General features: G+C 40.1%; 12 protein-coding genes. 3 read left to right on the top strand and 9 right to left on the bottom strand.

Annotated features, from left to right (window positions below; genetic code table 11):
* Window positions 1-7 precede the first annotated feature (7 nt).
* From spoT to B5G52_RS02465, 4 genes are all read right to left on the bottom strand, one after another.
* The gene (spoT, locus tag B5G52_RS02480) at window positions 8-2113 is read right to left on the bottom strand and encodes a bifunctional GTP diphosphokinase/guanosine-3',5'-bis pyrophosphate 3'-pyrophosphohydrolase (protein WP_087531118.1); all 2106 of its coding nucleotides are present in this window, start codon (window positions 2111-2113) and stop codon (window positions 8-10) included.
* A gap of 128 nt (window positions 2114-2241) precedes the next feature.
* Window positions 2242-2517, bottom strand: coding sequence for a DNA-directed RNA polymerase subunit omega (gene rpoZ, locus B5G52_RS02475; RefSeq protein WP_058560306.1), 276 nt, complete (start codon window positions 2515-2517; stop codon window positions 2242-2244).
* 104 nt (window positions 2518-2621) lie between these two features.
* On the bottom strand, window positions 2622-3242 hold the full coding sequence (gene gmk / locus B5G52_RS02470) for a guanylate kinase (protein WP_087531117.1): 621 nt from the start codon (window positions 3240-3242) through the stop codon (window positions 2622-2624).
* Window positions 3243-3762: 520 nt separating this feature from the next.
* Window positions 3763-4731: a class 1 fructose-bisphosphatase gene (locus tag B5G52_RS02465; protein ID WP_087531116.1), complete on the bottom strand. Its 969-nt coding sequence runs from the start codon at window positions 4729-4731 to the stop codon at window positions 3763-3765.
* Window positions 4732-4893: 162 nt separating this feature from the next.
* Here B5G52_RS02465 and B5G52_RS02460 point away from each other — a divergent pair, with 162 nt between their 5' ends.
* Entirely contained in the window at window positions 4894-7323 is a 2430-nt protein-coding gene (locus B5G52_RS02460; RefSeq protein ID WP_087531115.1) for a zinc-dependent metalloprotease, read from the top strand.
* A gap of 57 nt (window positions 7324-7380) precedes the next feature.
* On the opposite strand, the gene B5G52_RS02455 is transcribed toward B5G52_RS02460, so the two are convergent.
* Window positions 7381-8493, bottom strand: coding sequence for a mechanosensitive ion channel family protein (locus tag B5G52_RS02455; RefSeq protein WP_087531114.1), 1113 nt, complete (start codon window positions 8491-8493; stop codon window positions 7381-7383).
* A gap of 125 nt (window positions 8494-8618) precedes the next feature.
* On the opposite strand from B5G52_RS02455, the gene B5G52_RS02450 reads away from it, so the two are divergent.
* On the top strand, window positions 8619-9593 hold the full coding sequence (locus B5G52_RS02450) for a YihY/virulence factor BrkB family protein (RefSeq protein ID WP_087531113.1): 975 nt from the start codon (window positions 8619-8621) through the stop codon (window positions 9591-9593).
* Between the two features lie 10 nt (window positions 9594-9603).
* On the opposite strand, the gene B5G52_RS02445 is transcribed toward B5G52_RS02450, so the two are convergent.
* The 4 genes from B5G52_RS02445 to B5G52_RS02430 form a co-directional block, all read right to left on the bottom strand.
* The gene (locus B5G52_RS02445; RefSeq protein ID WP_087531112.1) at window positions 9604-12693 is read right to left on the bottom strand and encodes an EAL domain-containing protein; all 3090 of its coding nucleotides are present in this window, start codon (window positions 12691-12693) and stop codon (window positions 9604-9606) included.
* A 295-nt stretch (window positions 12694-12988) separates the two neighbouring features.
* Window positions 12989-13246: a hypothetical protein gene (locus B5G52_RS02440; protein WP_087531111.1), complete on the bottom strand. Its 258-nt coding sequence runs from the start codon at window positions 13244-13246 to the stop codon at window positions 12989-12991.
* 21 nt (window positions 13247-13267) lie between these two features.
* The gene (locus tag B5G52_RS02435) at window positions 13268-13714 is read right to left on the bottom strand and encodes a hypothetical protein (RefSeq protein ID WP_087531110.1); all 447 of its coding nucleotides are present in this window, start codon (window positions 13712-13714) and stop codon (window positions 13268-13270) included.
* A gap of 7 nt (window positions 13715-13721) precedes the next feature.
* Window positions 13722-14057, bottom strand: coding sequence for a DUF883 domain-containing protein (locus tag B5G52_RS02430; RefSeq protein ID WP_087531109.1), 336 nt, complete (start codon window positions 14055-14057; stop codon window positions 13722-13724).
* A gap of 493 nt (window positions 14058-14550) precedes the next feature.
* Between B5G52_RS02430 and mraZ the strand changes: the two genes are divergently transcribed.
* Window positions 14551-15009, top strand: coding sequence for a division/cell wall cluster transcriptional repressor MraZ (gene mraZ / locus B5G52_RS02425; RefSeq protein ID WP_087531108.1), 459 nt, complete (start codon window positions 14551-14553; stop codon window positions 15007-15009).
* The last annotated feature ends 28 nt before the right edge of the window (window positions 15010-15037 follow it).

The following is a 15037-nucleotide window of genomic DNA, read 5'->3' as shown; positions in this document are numbered from 1 at the left end:
TTTCCTATTATTTTTTACGATAGACTTTTTGCACATCAGGCATTACGCGAATACGGCGCATGATGTTAGCAACGTGAACACGATTTTTAACGGTGATCCCAAGGTCTATCACATAGAGATTACTTTCTTTTTCGTCAGTCGTTATTTCAACTATATTTGCTTGTGTAGTTGCCACGACATTGGTTAATTTTGCCAGCGCGCCTTGATGGTTGATTATTTCAACGCGCAGGGCAGCGATATATTCTTTTTCTGGGTTATCATCCCACTTTACGACCAGGTATTTAGAGCGCTCAGACTCCCAGCCTCGAATGTTTTTACATTCTTGGCGGTGTACGGTAACGCCTTTACCTTGGCTTATATGGGCAGTGATAGCATCACCTGGCACTGGGCGGCAACATTTTGAATAGTTAACCAGCATGCCTTCGGTGCCGATGATAGTTGCTTTGGCATTCTTCGCTATATCGCTTAAATCTTCATCATCGTTTTGCAGCAAGCGCCGAGCGATTAACATACTCATTAGATTGCCAGAGCCAATTTCAACCAGTAACTCTAATACAGTGTTTAAATTATGCTCGTCCAATACTCGTGTTATATTTTCATCAGGTAAGTCACTGAATTTTGTTTCACCTAATGCTGAATCAAGTAAGCGCCTCCCTAATTGCAGTGCTTCTTCCTGATGTTGATTCTTTAAGTAATTACGAATCCCTAAGCGTGCTTTACCGGTAACAATAAAGTTAAGCCAAGTTGCATTTGGGTGTGCACCAGAGCTGGTTATGACTTCGACTGTTTGGCCTGTATCTAATGCTTGACTCAGTGGGTGAGGCTTGCGGTTAACCCTAGCCCCAACACAGGTATTGCCTACATCTGTATGAACAGCGTAAGCAAAATCAACAGCCGTTGCACCCATAGGTAGCTCGACAATGCGACCATCGGGAGTAAACACGTAAATTTCTTCAGGGAATAATTCGGTTTTAACGTTTTCAACGAATTCAAATGATGAACCTGCACTTTGCTGCAGCTCTAATAAGCTTTGCATCCATTGACGAGCACGTTGTTGCGCGGTATGGCCTGCGCCATCGCCCGCTTTTTTGTACATCCAATGTGCTGCGACCCCTTTATCAGCCATATGATCCATATCGTGAGTACGGATTTGTATCTCAACTGGAATGCCATGAGGGCCGACAAGTGAAGTGTGTAGAGATTGATAACCATTGGTTTTTGGTACGGCAATGTAATCTTTAAAGCGCGTTTCTATAGGCTTATATAAGTTATGGGCAACACCTAACACTCTGTAGCAGGTATCCATAGATTCTACGGCAATTCTAAAGGCGTAAATATCCATGACTTCATTAAATAATAGCTCTTTATTTAGCATCTTTTTATAAATGCTATATAAGTGTTTTTCACGTCCAGATACAGTCGCAGTAATACCTGCTTCTTCAAGGCGCGCTGTTATTTCTGTTTGAATATTTGAGATAACTTCTTTGCGGTTTCCGCGAGCTTTAGCAACTTCCGATTTTAGCGCTCTGTGGCGCATAGGGTAGAGGGCTTGAAAGCCTAAATCCTCTAGTTCATTTTTAATATCATGAATACCTAACCGGTTTGCGATTGGCGCATAAATTTCAAGAGTTTCTCTTGCAATTCGGCGTCGCTTATCAGGGCGAAGCGCTCCCAAAGTTCGCATGTTATGAGTACGATCGGCAAGCTTAATTAAAATAACGCGGATATCCTGCGTCATCGCCATAATCATTTTACGATAGTTTTCAGCTTGAAATTCTTTTTTATCTTTAAAGCTGAGTTTATCGAGCTTGCTCACGCCTTCAACGAGCTCTGCAACTGTGTCGCCAAAAATTTCGGCTAAGTCTTGTTGGCTGAAGTCGGTATCTTCGATTACATCGTGCATCAAGGCAGCCATGAGAGTTTCATGGTCTAAGTGCATGCCCGCAAGAATTTGGCTCACTTCAACTGGGTGAGTTATATAAGGTTCGCCACTTGAGCGAGTTTGACCTTCGTGCGCTTCTCGAGCAACTACATAGGCTTTTTGTACCAGTTCTACATCTGCCGGTGGCAAGTATTCTGATATTTTCTTTTTTAAACCTTCAAAAAGATACATTCACACTCCAATGTTCTCGTGAAGCAAATAGGTAACGGTATGTTAAGAATATACGATGAAAAGAAGGGATTGCCAACGGCTAGAGTAGAAATACTACACCGTTGGCTAAATCAGACCGGGAAGTCAGATTATTGGTTGCCACCTACGATAGCAGCAACGGCAGCCATTTCAGCCGCTTCTTGGTGTTGTTGCTCTTCACGATCAATAACATCCATTGATGAACTATCAACTAAACCAAGTTCAATTTCACGTAAAGCAACGACTGTTGGCTTATCGTTTTCTGGGTCAACCAATGGGTTTTTACCGCCCACTGCGATTTGGCGGGCACGACGAGCCGCAACTAAAATTAAGTCAAAACGATTACCAATTGCATCTACTGCATCTTCAACAGTTACGCGAGCCATCTTCAGCACTCCAAATAAATTTTTAAGCAAAGACGTAGTTTACTGCACCCAGCAAGATTCGCCAATAGCTAGTGGTTAATTTTTATCTATAAATATATCAATAGTTATTTTATTAAGTCAGCAATTAGGTCTTTATGACGAACTGACTGACACTGCAATGACAAGCGTTTTGCAAGCACTATTGTTTCAATTTGTGCCAGTGCAGTATTAAAATCATCATTCACAACTAAATAGTCATACTCATCATAGTGAGAGCTTTCAGATTGTGCCTGTGCCATACGTCCAGCAATTACTTCGGCTGAATCTTGACCTCGGCTATTTAAGCGTGATTCTAATTCTTGTTTGGATGGGGGCAGAATAAAAATAGTTTCAACGTTATCAACTAATTTACGCATCTGTTGCGCGCCTTGCCAGTCAATATCTAAAAACACATCGATGCCAGCAGCAAGTTGCTCTTCAATCGCTTGCTTAGAAGTGCCGTAATAGTTATCGAATACTTGCGCCCATTCAAAAAAGTCATTTTGTTCAATCAAGCGCTTAAACTCATCGACTGTTACAAAATGATAGTGAACAGCATTTTCTTCTCCTGGGCGCGGCGAGCGAGTCGTGTGCGATACCGATACTTTCATATCGCTATGCTTAGCTAGTAGTGCATTGATTAAGCTTGATTTACCAGCCCCAGAAGGAGCTGATAATATAAATAAATTTCCGCGAGTTTGCGCCATGATTTGGTTCTCTACTAAAAATAAATAGGCTCGAGTTACAAGTAACTCAAGCCTTTAATAGTTCTATTGTACTTTATTTAAGTAATTGTACTCAAGTTGAGCGAATAAACACTTATACAATATTCTGAATTTGCTTATTGAGTAGCGGCCTAGACCTTAAAAAACTCAATAGCTTACCGAAAATAAAGCGTTCAAAAATGCTTATTTCCCCACCAAACTGCCTATGGCTTTTACTAAATTTTAGTGGTTAACAATGGAAAAACAGTGCTGTTTAACGCTGCTGTTGAGGTTAAAACGTAGCAGTTTTGAAGGGCTTTATCGAGCACGATTTCCGTCAACATAGCTTGGCCACTTTTTGTTTGTTCTATGTGATAGCAAAGCAGGGGGCTGGCATGACAGCAAACGAATAGGCCGAGTCGGCACAAAAGCCATCTGAGATGGCTAGGTGAAATTGGTATTCTAGTCGAGTTCTGTACTTTTATGAAAGAACTCGACTTGTGATCAAGAGATAGGCTGAGAGTTACTTATGATATCCCAAACAGGTTTCTACTTCGTTTTTCGAACCTAAAATCACCGCAACGCGCTGGTGGATTGCATCTGGCTGAATGTCCATGATGCGCTCTGTGCCGGTTGATGCGATGCCGCCGGCTTGTTCGATTAACATGGCCATTGGGTTTGCTTCGTACAGTAGGCGTAGCTTATTTGGTTTGTTAGGATCTTTCGTGTCGGTAGGGTAAGTAAAAATACCACCTCGGCATAACACACGATGTACGTCACCTACCATGGCGGCAATCCAGCGCATGTTGAAGTTACGTGCACGAGGGCCGGTGTCACCTGCAATTAAATCATTAATATAGTTTTGCATTGCAGGCTGCCAGTGACGCTGGTTTGATGCGTTAATAGCGTATTCATTGGTATCTTCAGGCACTTTAGCGAAATCTTCAGTTAATAAGAATGTGCCGTGAGTCTTGTCTAAAGTGAAAAAGCGAGTGCCTTTACCTGTCGTTAGAGCTAAAATCGTTGATGGGCCGTAAAGTACGTAGCCCGCTGCAACTTGATTTTTACCTGGTTGCATAAAAATGCTTTGATCGGCAGGATCAGAGCCTTCAGGTGCTTTCATTATTGAAAAAATAGTGCCCACTAATGAGTTGATATCAGTATTTGACGAGCCATCGAGTGGATCAAACGCTACGATATAATCTGCATTAGGGGTGCCGGCAACGGTATAGTCTTCTTCTTCTGATGCGATAGCTTTAACGTAACCTGACTCCAGTAATATGTCTTTTAGTAGCTGGTTGGTTAATACATCAAGTTTCTTTTGTGTTTCACCTTGAATATTTTCGTCGAGGGTTGAACCAAGTACGCCAGATAATGCACCTTGACCGACACGGAATGAAATCTCTTTACATGCCGCTAAAACAGTCCTGATCAACGAAATTAAATCTCTAGGGCAACCGTCTTCAAGTAATACTGGGGGTAGTCTACGCATTCTATTTTCCTGATAACGTTAAAGGCCATGATAATCATAGGGTGAGAGGGATTATCAAAGCTAGCGCTGAATTTCGTCTTAAATAGATGTATTTTAAAGTGGATACATTATACTGGCATCACCTTTAAACTTATTTAAAACGCGAATAACAAAGATAAGATTATGCAAAAAATACCACTGATACGTTACATACTCTTTACTGTGTTGCTAACTATGATAACCCAAGCGCACGCAGCAATTAAGTCTATTAATGATTTTACTTCACAAATGAATCATTTTCCTGGCTATTTTTCATTCTTTTACGATACCGAAAATGGCAAAGTGTATTTGAAGGTAGATAAATTAGAGCAACAGTTTTTATTACAGCAAAGCTTACCTTATGGTGTTGGCTCTAATGATATAGGCCTTGATCGTGGCCAATTAGGCAATACGCACTTGGTGCAGTTTGAGCGCTTTGGCGACAAAGTAATGCTCAGAGCTATTAATGCATATTATCGTGCAAATACCAGTAATAAAGCAGAACAAAAAAGTATTAAGGAGGCTTTTGCTTCAAGTATTTTAGCTGGCTTTAAGGTCGTGGCGCAAAGCCCGCAAGCGGTATTAATTGATTACACGCCTTATTTATTAAGTGACGTTCACGGTGTTAGTCGCACGCTTGCAGCTCGTAAACAAGGTAGCTTTAGTTTAGATGAAAATCGTAGTGCGGTATTTATGCCACGCTCTAAAGCGTTTATGAAGAATACTGAGCTTGAAGCTGTGCTTACCTTTAAAGGTAGTAAGCCGGGTAAATATATTCGCCAAGTCAGTGCTGACCCATATGCTTTAACTGTACATATGCATCACTCGTTAATTGAACTACCTGATGATAACTACACACCACGTGCGTTTCATCCGCAATCTGGTTACTGGAGTGTTGAACATAAAGATTACGCAGCTTCATTAAGTGACTCTATGTTAGTGCGTTATATTCCGCGTCATCGTCTTACTAAAAAAGATCCGTCATTGCCGATTAGTGAGCCTGTTGAACCAATAATCTATTATTTAGATCCAGGTGTACCAGAGCCAGTAAAAACAGCCTTATTAGAAGGCGGCAAGTGGTGGAATGATGCATTTGCAGCGGCAGGTTACAAAAATGCCTTTATCGTAAAAGTATTGCCTGATAGCGCAGATCCTATGGATATCCGTTATAACGTAATTCAATGGGTGCATCGTGCTACGCGTGGTTGGTCTTATGGCAGTTCAGTGATTGACCCTCGTACAGGTGAAATTTTAAAAGGTCACGTTACCTTGGGATCACTACGTGTACGCCAAGATATTTTAATTGCTGAAGCTCTTGCTGCGCCTTATGTTGAAGGGAATGAGGTTACTAAAACCTTGCAAGCGATGGCGCTAGACCGTATCCGTCAATTGAGTGCGCATGAGATTGGCCATACATTAGGGATTGCACACAACTTTGCTGCATCAGTGGCCGATAGAGCATCTGTAATGGATTATCCTCACCCATTATTAAGCTTTAATGATAAAGGTGAGCTTGATGTGAGCCGTGGCTATGCGCACGGTATGGGGCAGTGGGATACTCAAGTTATTAAATATGGCTACAGCGATTTTACTGGTTTTGACGAAGATACAGAGCTGGTTGCTATTTTAGCCGAGAACAAAAGCAAAGGGCTGGAGTTTATCTCTGACAGCGATGCACGAGCAAAAGGTGGTGCACACCCAACGGCTCACCTTTGGGATAATGGCACTTCACCCAGTGATGAGCTAACCCGAGTGCTTGAGGTGCGCAAACATGCATTAGCTAATTTTGGTATTAACAATATTAAAACAGGTACTGCACTGTCGCAGCTTGAGGAAATGCTGGTGCCGCTGTATTTATTTCATCGTTACCAAGTAGAATCTGCGGTTAAGCTGATTGCAGGTGTTGATTATGACTATGAAATACGCAGTGAAGCCACCGTTAAAGGCGCGCAAGTTGTAAGTAAAGAAGTGCAACAACATGCGCTCACTGCAATGCTGAACACATTAAAGGCAGACAACTTAGCTTTGCCTGAAAGCATCCTAGCCTTGATCCCACCTAAGGCTTACGGTGAGTCTAAAAATCGTGAGAGCATTGTTGGTCGCACTGGTTTAACACTGGATGCCATGGCATTACCTGAAGTCGCCGCACAGCATAGTTTATCGCTTATGCTAAATAGCCAACGGTTAAATCGGTTAGCTCAACAGCAAGCGCGTAGTAATGCGTTTTTCAGTCTTGATGAAATGCTTGCACAAGTATATGAGCAAGTATTTACAACGGGTGATGAAACGCCAATGGCTGCTAAAATTAACCAGCGCGTACAACTATTAACGGCCAAGCAATTTGCTGACTTGGCAGCCAGTGATAGTGTTGCTCCGGAGGTGCAAGCACAGCTTCGTTATTATTTAGTTAAGCTCAGTAAAGATTTCCAACAAGGTTCACTGCTTAGCAGTGTCAGCATTGGTGAAAGTGCCTTTAAGCAATACTTAGCGGAGCAAGTTAAGCTGTTCTTATCATCTGGACAGTGGCCAGATAACTTTAAAGCGTTGCCAATACCACCGGGTTCGCCTATTTAAAGTGGGTTATTACACTCATTTTTTAAGGGAGCGAATAAATGCTCCCTTAGATTTACGCTAAATTATATTATTGCCTTGCTCGGGGTCACGAGACTCTTCTGCTTGCTCTCTAATTTCATCGGTATCACTACTGATATCATCAATATTTGTGTCGTCATCTTGGTGAGTTGGAGTATCGACTCTGTTAGCTTTTTTGGCTTTAATAGCTGACTTTTCATTATTATCGAGCGTAGGATAAATATCATCGCCTTGGCTATTTACGAGTACACGCTCACGCGCATCGTCGGGCATGCTAATACCTTGTTCAGTGAAGTTATTGACCAACTCTCGCATTAGTTGTGATGCAACTTTTAATACGCTGTGCTGTTCACTGTTAACCCAAAAATAAATAGTGAAGTTGACCGTGGCTGAGCCCAAGTTGTTAATAAGTACTTGTGGGGCTGGTTCTCTCAAAACCGGCGCTTGTTTGATCAGAATATTTAATGCAAGGCGTTGAGCCGCTTTAATATCATTATCATAACCAATACCTAAGGTGAAATGACCACGCATTTTCGGATTAGCGGTTAAGTTTTTAATAACATTTTTATATACATTCGCATTCGGTATTTGAATATGGTTACCATCAAAATCAACGAGGGTGGTTGCACGAGCCGTGACTTTCTTAACTACACCTAGGTGCCCGTTTACTTCAATAACATCATCTATTTTGAAAGGTCTTTGCACGCTCAAGAGCATGCTTGAAATAAAGTTTTCGGCGATATCTCTAAATGCAAAGCCGAGTATTAAGCCTAGTAAACCTGTGCCACTCATTACGGCCACAGCAAACTGAGTCATCCCCGCTAAGCGAAGAAATAAATATACGCCAAATAATATGATTAATATGCTTATAAAGCGTCTCGTTACCACGTGTAATAAGCGACTTTCACTAACATACCCTAATGGTTTTATGAGTAAGTAAGAGAGTGGTCGGGCAAGAAAATAGCAACCGATAATCGCGAGTACACCTAATATTAATGCGGGTAGCATTTGCCCAGCAGCATGTAAAAACTGCATGACTTGAGAGTTAACACTTGCAAGAGTTAACTGCCATGTTTGCTCGTTTGGTAGTATTTTTTCATTACTAGATAAAGTGCTAGCGTATTGATTTATATTGCTAAAAAAATTATACATGGATTTTTCCTGATGCGTTCTACACTCTCCATCTCAGTTTCTTAATGCAAGTCGAAGGCCATACTGTATTGGCAAGCTGATTGCTATATCTAAAAGATTACATAACGATAATTCAGAGTTCTCAAATGCCACAAAGTCAATATGGTTATCAAGCTAACAAGCCAAATGAAATCCCATTGCGGGGTTGGTGGAGTATTTGTAAGCGCGTTTATACAAGCCTTGCGCAAGATAATTTATCTTTTGTTGCCGCGGGTGTGGCATTTTATGCATTACTTGCTATTTTTCCGGCAATTGCAGCTTTAGTTTCTGTTTATGCTTATTTTGCGTCACCAGCTGATATATCGGCTCTATTGAGTAAATTCATCACCTTGTTACCACCAAGCACCAGTGAAATAGTACTTGAGCAAGTCACTGCGGTGAGTCAAAAGTCACAAGCATCATTGAGTTTTAGTGCTTTAAGTACTGTATTATTAGCGGTTTGGAGTAGCAGTAAAGGTAGTCAAGCGCTGATCACTGCATGTAACATTACTTATCATGAAGATAATAAGCGTCAGTTTTTTATAGCTCTACTCTTTCGATTTATTTTTTCAGTCGGTGCAGTTACAGTTGCTGTTGCAGCGTTACTTATTATTGGTATTTTGCCGATTGTACTTAATTTAGTTGGCTTTACTCAAAGTATTGATCTCATTATTCAATTGATATCTTGGCCGCTGCTCGCATTTATTTTTAATTTTGCGTTGGCTTGCCTATATCGTTACGCGCCTCACAGGCGAGCAGCTAAATGGCGATGGGTGACACCAGGTTCATTATTGGCAACTATATTATGGATTGTTGCGTCACTTGGTTTCTCATTTTATGTTGCTACATTCGCTTCATATAATGAAACGTATGGTTCAATAGGTGGGGTGGTAATTATGCTCATGTGGTTGTATTTAAGTGCATACATCATCATTTTTGGTGCTGCATTAAATGCCAGTATTGAGCAACAAACCATGCAAGATAGTACCAAAGGTAAAGCAAAAAAACGCGGTGAGCGTGGTGCTTTTGTTGCTGACGAACTAACGAGTAAGCAGCAACAAATAGACGATGAAGATCACTAAAGTTAGCAAGTTAGTTATTTAGCAGTGTTAAGAACTCAGCTTTTGGAAGTGGCTTAGAAAATAAGTAACCTTGGCCGTAGTCGCACCCAAGTTTGAGTAATAAGTGGTGTTGCTCTTGGGTTTCGATACCCTCTGCAATAACTTTTAAGTTAAATTGATGAGCCATTGTAATAATTGCTTTGCATAGGGCAAGCTCTTGATTACCTACTTTTATGTTATCAACAAAGCATTTATCAATTTTTAGATAGTCAGCATCCATTTGCTGTAAGTAAGCAAGGGATGAATAACCCGTGCCAAAGTCATCAAGTGCAAGCTCCATTCCTGAGCGTTCTAACGTTTTAAGACGTTTTTGAGTAAGCGGCTCAGGTGTGATCATTAATCCTTCAGTTATTTCAGCCACTATGGCACTAAGTGGTAAATCAGCACTCTTTAATAGTTCAGGCCATTCATCAATGCCGCTATCTAAACAACTAAATTGCACGGGTGATACGTTAATACTTAATTGAAAATCCTTATCGATTTGTGATCTCAACGTTTTTAGCGTGTCTATTGCGGTAGTAAAAACAAATTGACCCAATGGATTTATGTATCGAGACTCTTCAGCTAAAGGTATGAATTGCACGGGGCTTATTAGGCCCTTACTTGGGTGTTGCCAGCGTATAAGGGCTTCGGCTTTATGTGTTTTACCGGTATCAAGACTTACAATTGGCTGGTAATACAAGTCAAACTCTTGTCGTTCTATGCCGTGGCGCATATCCTTTAATAGAGCCATTCTAGCTTGCGCTTGCTCTCGTAAATCTACATTGAAAAACTTATAACAATTACGGCCATTTTGTTTAGCTTGAAACATTGCTTGATCGGCTGCTTTAAGTAATTGTTCACAGCTATCTCCATCATTAGGAGCAATAGCAATACCGATACTTGCTGCAATATAAACTTCTTCACCTTCTAATTTAAAGGATGCTGACATGGCATCAAGTACATCTTGGGCAACTTTTTTAATGTGCTCTTCGCTGATCAATTTGGAATGTACTATAACAAACTCATCACCACCAATACGGGCAATAAACTCAATATCGCTGATGCTATCGAGTAACCTTTGAGCGATTAATTTTAAAAGCTTATCACCATAAAAATGTCCTAGAGTGTCATTAATATCTTTAAAGTGATCAAGATCAAGTAACATGACCACCAGAGGTTCATTTACGCTAACGTTGCTAGCTAAACGTTGATTTAAACGCTCTTTTAATTCAATTCTGTTGGGCAAGTTCGTTAAATGATCAAAGTGGGTTTGATGCCAAATAAGTTCATCGGCTTCTTTTTTCTCTGTAATATCAGTAAAAATAGCAACCCTACGATGAGGTTGGTAATGTTCATCATAAACAGTGTCTATGGTTAACCATTCGGTAAATAGCTCGCCATTTTTACGTCGGTTGATGACTTCTCCTTGCCAGCGGCCTGTTTCTTCTATTGCTTGCCACATTTTTTTATAAAAGACTTTTTTGTGATTGCCTGAACTAAGAATTGATATTGGCTTCCCTAATACTTCATCTTTACGATACTGGGTTAAATCACAAAATGCGGGATTAACATCTAATATAATTGCATTAGGATCGGTAATAACCATGCCCTCACTACTATTAGCGTAAACTAAAGAGGCTAAATTTGAGGCATGTTCGGCTTTTTTTCTCTGGCTGATATCTTGTAATACAATAGTGTATTCATTACTGGTTTGTTTAGCGCTGATCCTGACTTCGTATATATGCTTAGTACTAGGGGTACTTTGAACTACCTCAAATTGTGCAGTATCATTTTGTGTGGGTAATTTTTTTAGTATTTGCTTACTAGCTTCTTCATCAAGCAGATCTCGTAAATGCAATTTTTCTCGCACTTTCAAAGGGCTATTTAGCTTGGAGGATTGGCCTCCTAAATTAAGTACATTACCATGGATATTGATACGAATATAAATATCGGGTAGAGCACTTAATAAGGCGTTAAGCTCGTCGTGCTGCCGTTTTATGTGTGCTTCAGAAGCTAAACGAGTTTGAGCCATATATTCAAAATGTTTATATAAATTATTAAGCTCTTCACTTTTAAGGCTAAATTGTTTGGGTAAATCACCTTTTGCAAGGTCTTGTATTGCTGTAGTTAAGCGTGCTAAGGGGGTTAATACGACTTGTTTTAATTGTATACGGGCAAAAATGCAAAGTAGAACTATCATCAGGATAAAAGCGAGCAGAGTATTAAAAAATAATTGATTCGCTTTACCTATTGGCGCGTTAAAAGGAATAGCAACATAAACATTAAGTGAATTATTAACGTTATCCCTATACATTTGCTGACTATGAATTACATAGCTTTTGTTTTTAAAATCAACAATGTTACTCACACCTGAAGTGCTATCGCTAAATCCATACTGGTTTATGCTTTGACCAAACATGTCACTATCATGATTTGAATTAGCAACAATACGGTTGTGGTTATCGGTGATAACGGCTATAGCTCCATCAGGTAAGCGAAAGTTGGCTAGCTTTTTACTCCACCAATCTAAAGTGATTACAGTAACGACTGCGCCATATGGGGTCTGTTGAGTGTCGAGCAGCGGGTATGCGAAATTGACTGTATGTGTACCTAAACTTCGATCTTTTTGAAAAAAACCTATAGCAAAACTTTGAGTTTCGAGTGCGTTGATGTAGTACTGGCGATCTGAGATATTGATATCTTTATTCATTCCGCTTAGTAAACATTGCGGTTGACCCTTAAGGTTAATAATACCGATATTTGCAATTTCAGGATTAAGAGACTGTATTTTTTCGAGGTAAGGCGGACAACCAGACTGTAACGGAGCCGTAAAAGCGTCTAGTTGTGCAAGCTCTACAGTAAAATGTTCAATCTCATCGAGTAAGCTTGTTTGTTGCGCCGCTAACTGTTCTGCAATAGCTAATGCTTGCAAACGGCTTTCTTTGAGCACATTTTCTTTTGCATGCCAAAGACTAAATAGAATTACTACAACGCCGGGTAAGCTTAATAAGACGAATAAACGATAAAGACGCTCTTGTAATGATGATGATAAAATGACGACACTCTTTACTCTTAACATTTGGACCAAATTGTAGTCAATAACTCACTAAAAAACCATGCTTTTAATAAGGTTATAGCACTTTTGGTGTAACCGAATGTAATAAACTGTTTTATCCACAGGGCTTTTTAAAGAGTGTGATTAAAGTATGAGGCATTTTTATTTAACTATAAGAGAATATTAGTAACAATATATCCGTTGGAAAGCTATGCATTTATAGATAAGCATAAGTTGATCGTGCACTCGGATTTATGGGTTAAAGACTTCTTTGATTTATCATGTCGTAATCAGTTTTGCTCTATTGGGGCTTTAATTATTACAGTAAGCGCAAAAGCCAAGTGAATTTACCCACAGTACTGATAACACCAGTTGAGTTCTCATTCGATTTTAAAGCTTGGTAACCTGCGCCTGCCGTGAAGGCACTGGCTAAACCTGCCTTAGAGACGGTAAAGCGTTTTAACCTGTATTTAAATGCTTGTTGATGTTGGCGTTTTAATTCATCTAAGGTATCCATTTCGGTACTGAGTTGGTCGACCTTGCTTTGGGGTTTATGAATAAAATAATCAATGAACATGGCTATCCTTAATACACAGATTTACTCTTCGTTAATATTGAATAATTGCTTGACGCTGCGAGAAGTCTTATCAAAGCCGATTTTACGACTTATATGACCAATATTTTTCCATAACCAAGCTAAGCACAGCAGTTGCATCACTATCAATGACAACGCAGCTAACCAAATGGAATGACTTGCAGAAAAAATAGCTAAGCCAATAGTTGCTAAAAGGCCGGCCCATAGTAAAACGAGTCCGCCTGCAAAACTAACCAGTAATATGATCGTAAGAACAAGTGAACGGGTAGATAAGCGCCATTCGGCAGCGGCAACCTGCTTACAGATACCTGCTTGCTGGCGATAATCTTGATAAATCTGTTCACCATACTGAGCAAGTTTAGCTAGATGATCTTGCCACTGATCTGCACCTTGCGATGCAGTCTCAGTGGCTGAATGATCATTATTGCCTGAGTTGGTAGGATGTTCCATAGTCAGATTACTTATTACGAACTAGTGCTGAAACTAACATACCCGCAGCAAAAGCTATTCCCGCTGTTGCTAATGGGTTTTCAGCGGCAAATTTTCGGGTTTTACCACTGTATTGGTTTAGTTTCTCACGCGCAATTTGCTGTTTTTCTGACAATGTTTCAGCTGAGCTATTAGCACCTTCACGGATGTTTTGCTCTGCTGTTGCAGCGCGAGTAGATAAGGCGTCAACCGCGTTGTGAGCAGCAGAAGTTGCTTTATCAGTTAATGGAGCTTCAGCATGTGGCGTTTTTGGATCAGTCTTGCTATTTGCTGATGTGGTCGTATTCGTCGTTGTAGTAGCCATAGTATTCCTTCCTTAAATAATTAAACTCGGTGTCTATTCAACTATGCAGCCTTTATGCCACCCTTAAAAACTATTAAAAATCAATGTTTTGACTTTTAATTTAAAAGAAATATTTTCTCATTTAAAATTCTGGCGTAACAATTTCAGACTGATTGAGTAAATTTTACAACGAGCAAATCCAGCCGTTTTACATGTCTTCTATTTTGTTACTATTCATTGTTCATTCATTAAGCGGTTTAAACCACCTAGCATGCTAAAAAACCATAAAAAAATATTTTTTTATGTTTCCCCCCTTTTTCCCACGTAATTCAGTAGCTTTGCGTGAGCCCTTATATTTTCTGGCTTGAACAGGGGATTATAAGATTTTGCCGACTTGACAAAATAGCTTGTCAAGCCCTAAACTGGAGCACTGTGGTAAAAAGTGGTTTTTAGTGGATCAAATTGGATCAAACTTAATCTAAATGGATTAACAACTAATTTAAAATAGGCTTTTATGTTTCGCGGTGCGAGTTCACTTAGTATGGATGACAAAGGACGTTTTGCGGTACCGACTAAGTACCGAGATACTCTATTGTCTGAAGACTTCGGCACAGTGATATGCACAATAGCTCTTAATGAGCCTTGTCTGTGGTTGTATCCACTTGCGCAATGGCAAGATATTGAAGAGCGCTTAGCTAAAGTTTCTAATATGAACCCACGCGCCCGACGCATGCAACGCATGCTGTTAGGTAACGCGACAGAATACCAACTAGACAAAAATGGCCGAATCTTACTTGCACCGTCACTTCGTGCGCACGCAGATTTAGGTAAAAAAATAATGTTGGTCGGTTTAATGAATAAATTTGAGATTTGGGATGAAGAGCGTTGGCATGAACAAATGCGCCAAGACACCGAAATAGAAAGACTTGGTGACTTTGAATCTAGCCCTGACTTAGATAATTTCTCACTCTGATCAGCGAAATAAAAAGGCAAAAACTAAC

It is taken from the genome of Pseudoalteromonas sp. A601, assembly GCF_002165575.1.
GTDB lineage: Bacteria > Pseudomonadota > Gammaproteobacteria > Enterobacterales > Alteromonadaceae > Pseudoalteromonas.
The sequence above is the reverse complement of the archived record's forward strand: the minus strand, read 5'-3'. Positions and strand labels throughout refer to the sequence as shown.

Bases quoted from the DNA above. Each gene is read 5' to 3' on its own strand.
- spoT (WP_087531118.1), bottom strand. From the start codon at position 2,113: ATGTATCTTTTTGAAGGTTTAAAAAAGAAAATATCAGAATACTTGCCA.
- rpoZ (WP_058560306.1), bottom strand. From the start codon at position 2,517: ATGGCTCGCGTAACTGTTGAAGATGCAGTAGATGCAATTGGTAATCGT.
- gmk (WP_087531117.1), bottom strand. From the start codon at position 3,242: ATGGCGCAAACTCGCGGAAATTTATTTATATTATCAGCTCCTTCTGGG.
- B5G52_RS02465 (WP_087531116.1), bottom strand. From the start codon at position 4,731: ATGCGTAGACTACCCCCAGTATTACTTGAAGACGGTTGCCCTAGAGAT.
- B5G52_RS02460 (WP_087531115.1), top strand. From the start codon at position 4,894: ATGCAAAAAATACCACTGATACGTTACATACTCTTTACTGTGTTGCTA.
- B5G52_RS02455 (WP_087531114.1), bottom strand. From the start codon at position 8,493: ATGTATAATTTTTTTAGCAATATAAATCAATACGCTAGCACTTTATCT.
- B5G52_RS02450 (WP_087531113.1), top strand. From the start codon at position 8,619: ATGCCACAAAGTCAATATGGTTATCAAGCTAACAAGCCAAATGAAATC.
- B5G52_RS02445 (WP_087531112.1), bottom strand. From the start codon at position 12,693: ATGTTAAGAGTAAAGAGTGTCGTCATTTTATCATCATCATTACAAGAG.
- B5G52_RS02440 (WP_087531111.1), bottom strand. From the start codon at position 13,246: ATGTTCATTGATTATTTTATTCATAAACCCCAAAGCAAGGTCGACCAA.
- B5G52_RS02435 (WP_087531110.1), bottom strand. From the start codon at position 13,714: ATGGAACATCCTACCAACTCAGGCAATAATGATCATTCAGCCACTGAG.
- B5G52_RS02430 (WP_087531109.1), bottom strand. From the start codon at position 14,057: ATGGCTACTACAACGACGAATACGACCACATCAGCAAATAGCAAGACT.
- mraZ (WP_087531108.1), top strand. From the start codon at position 14,551: ATGTTTCGCGGTGCGAGTTCACTTAGTATGGATGACAAAGGACGTTTT.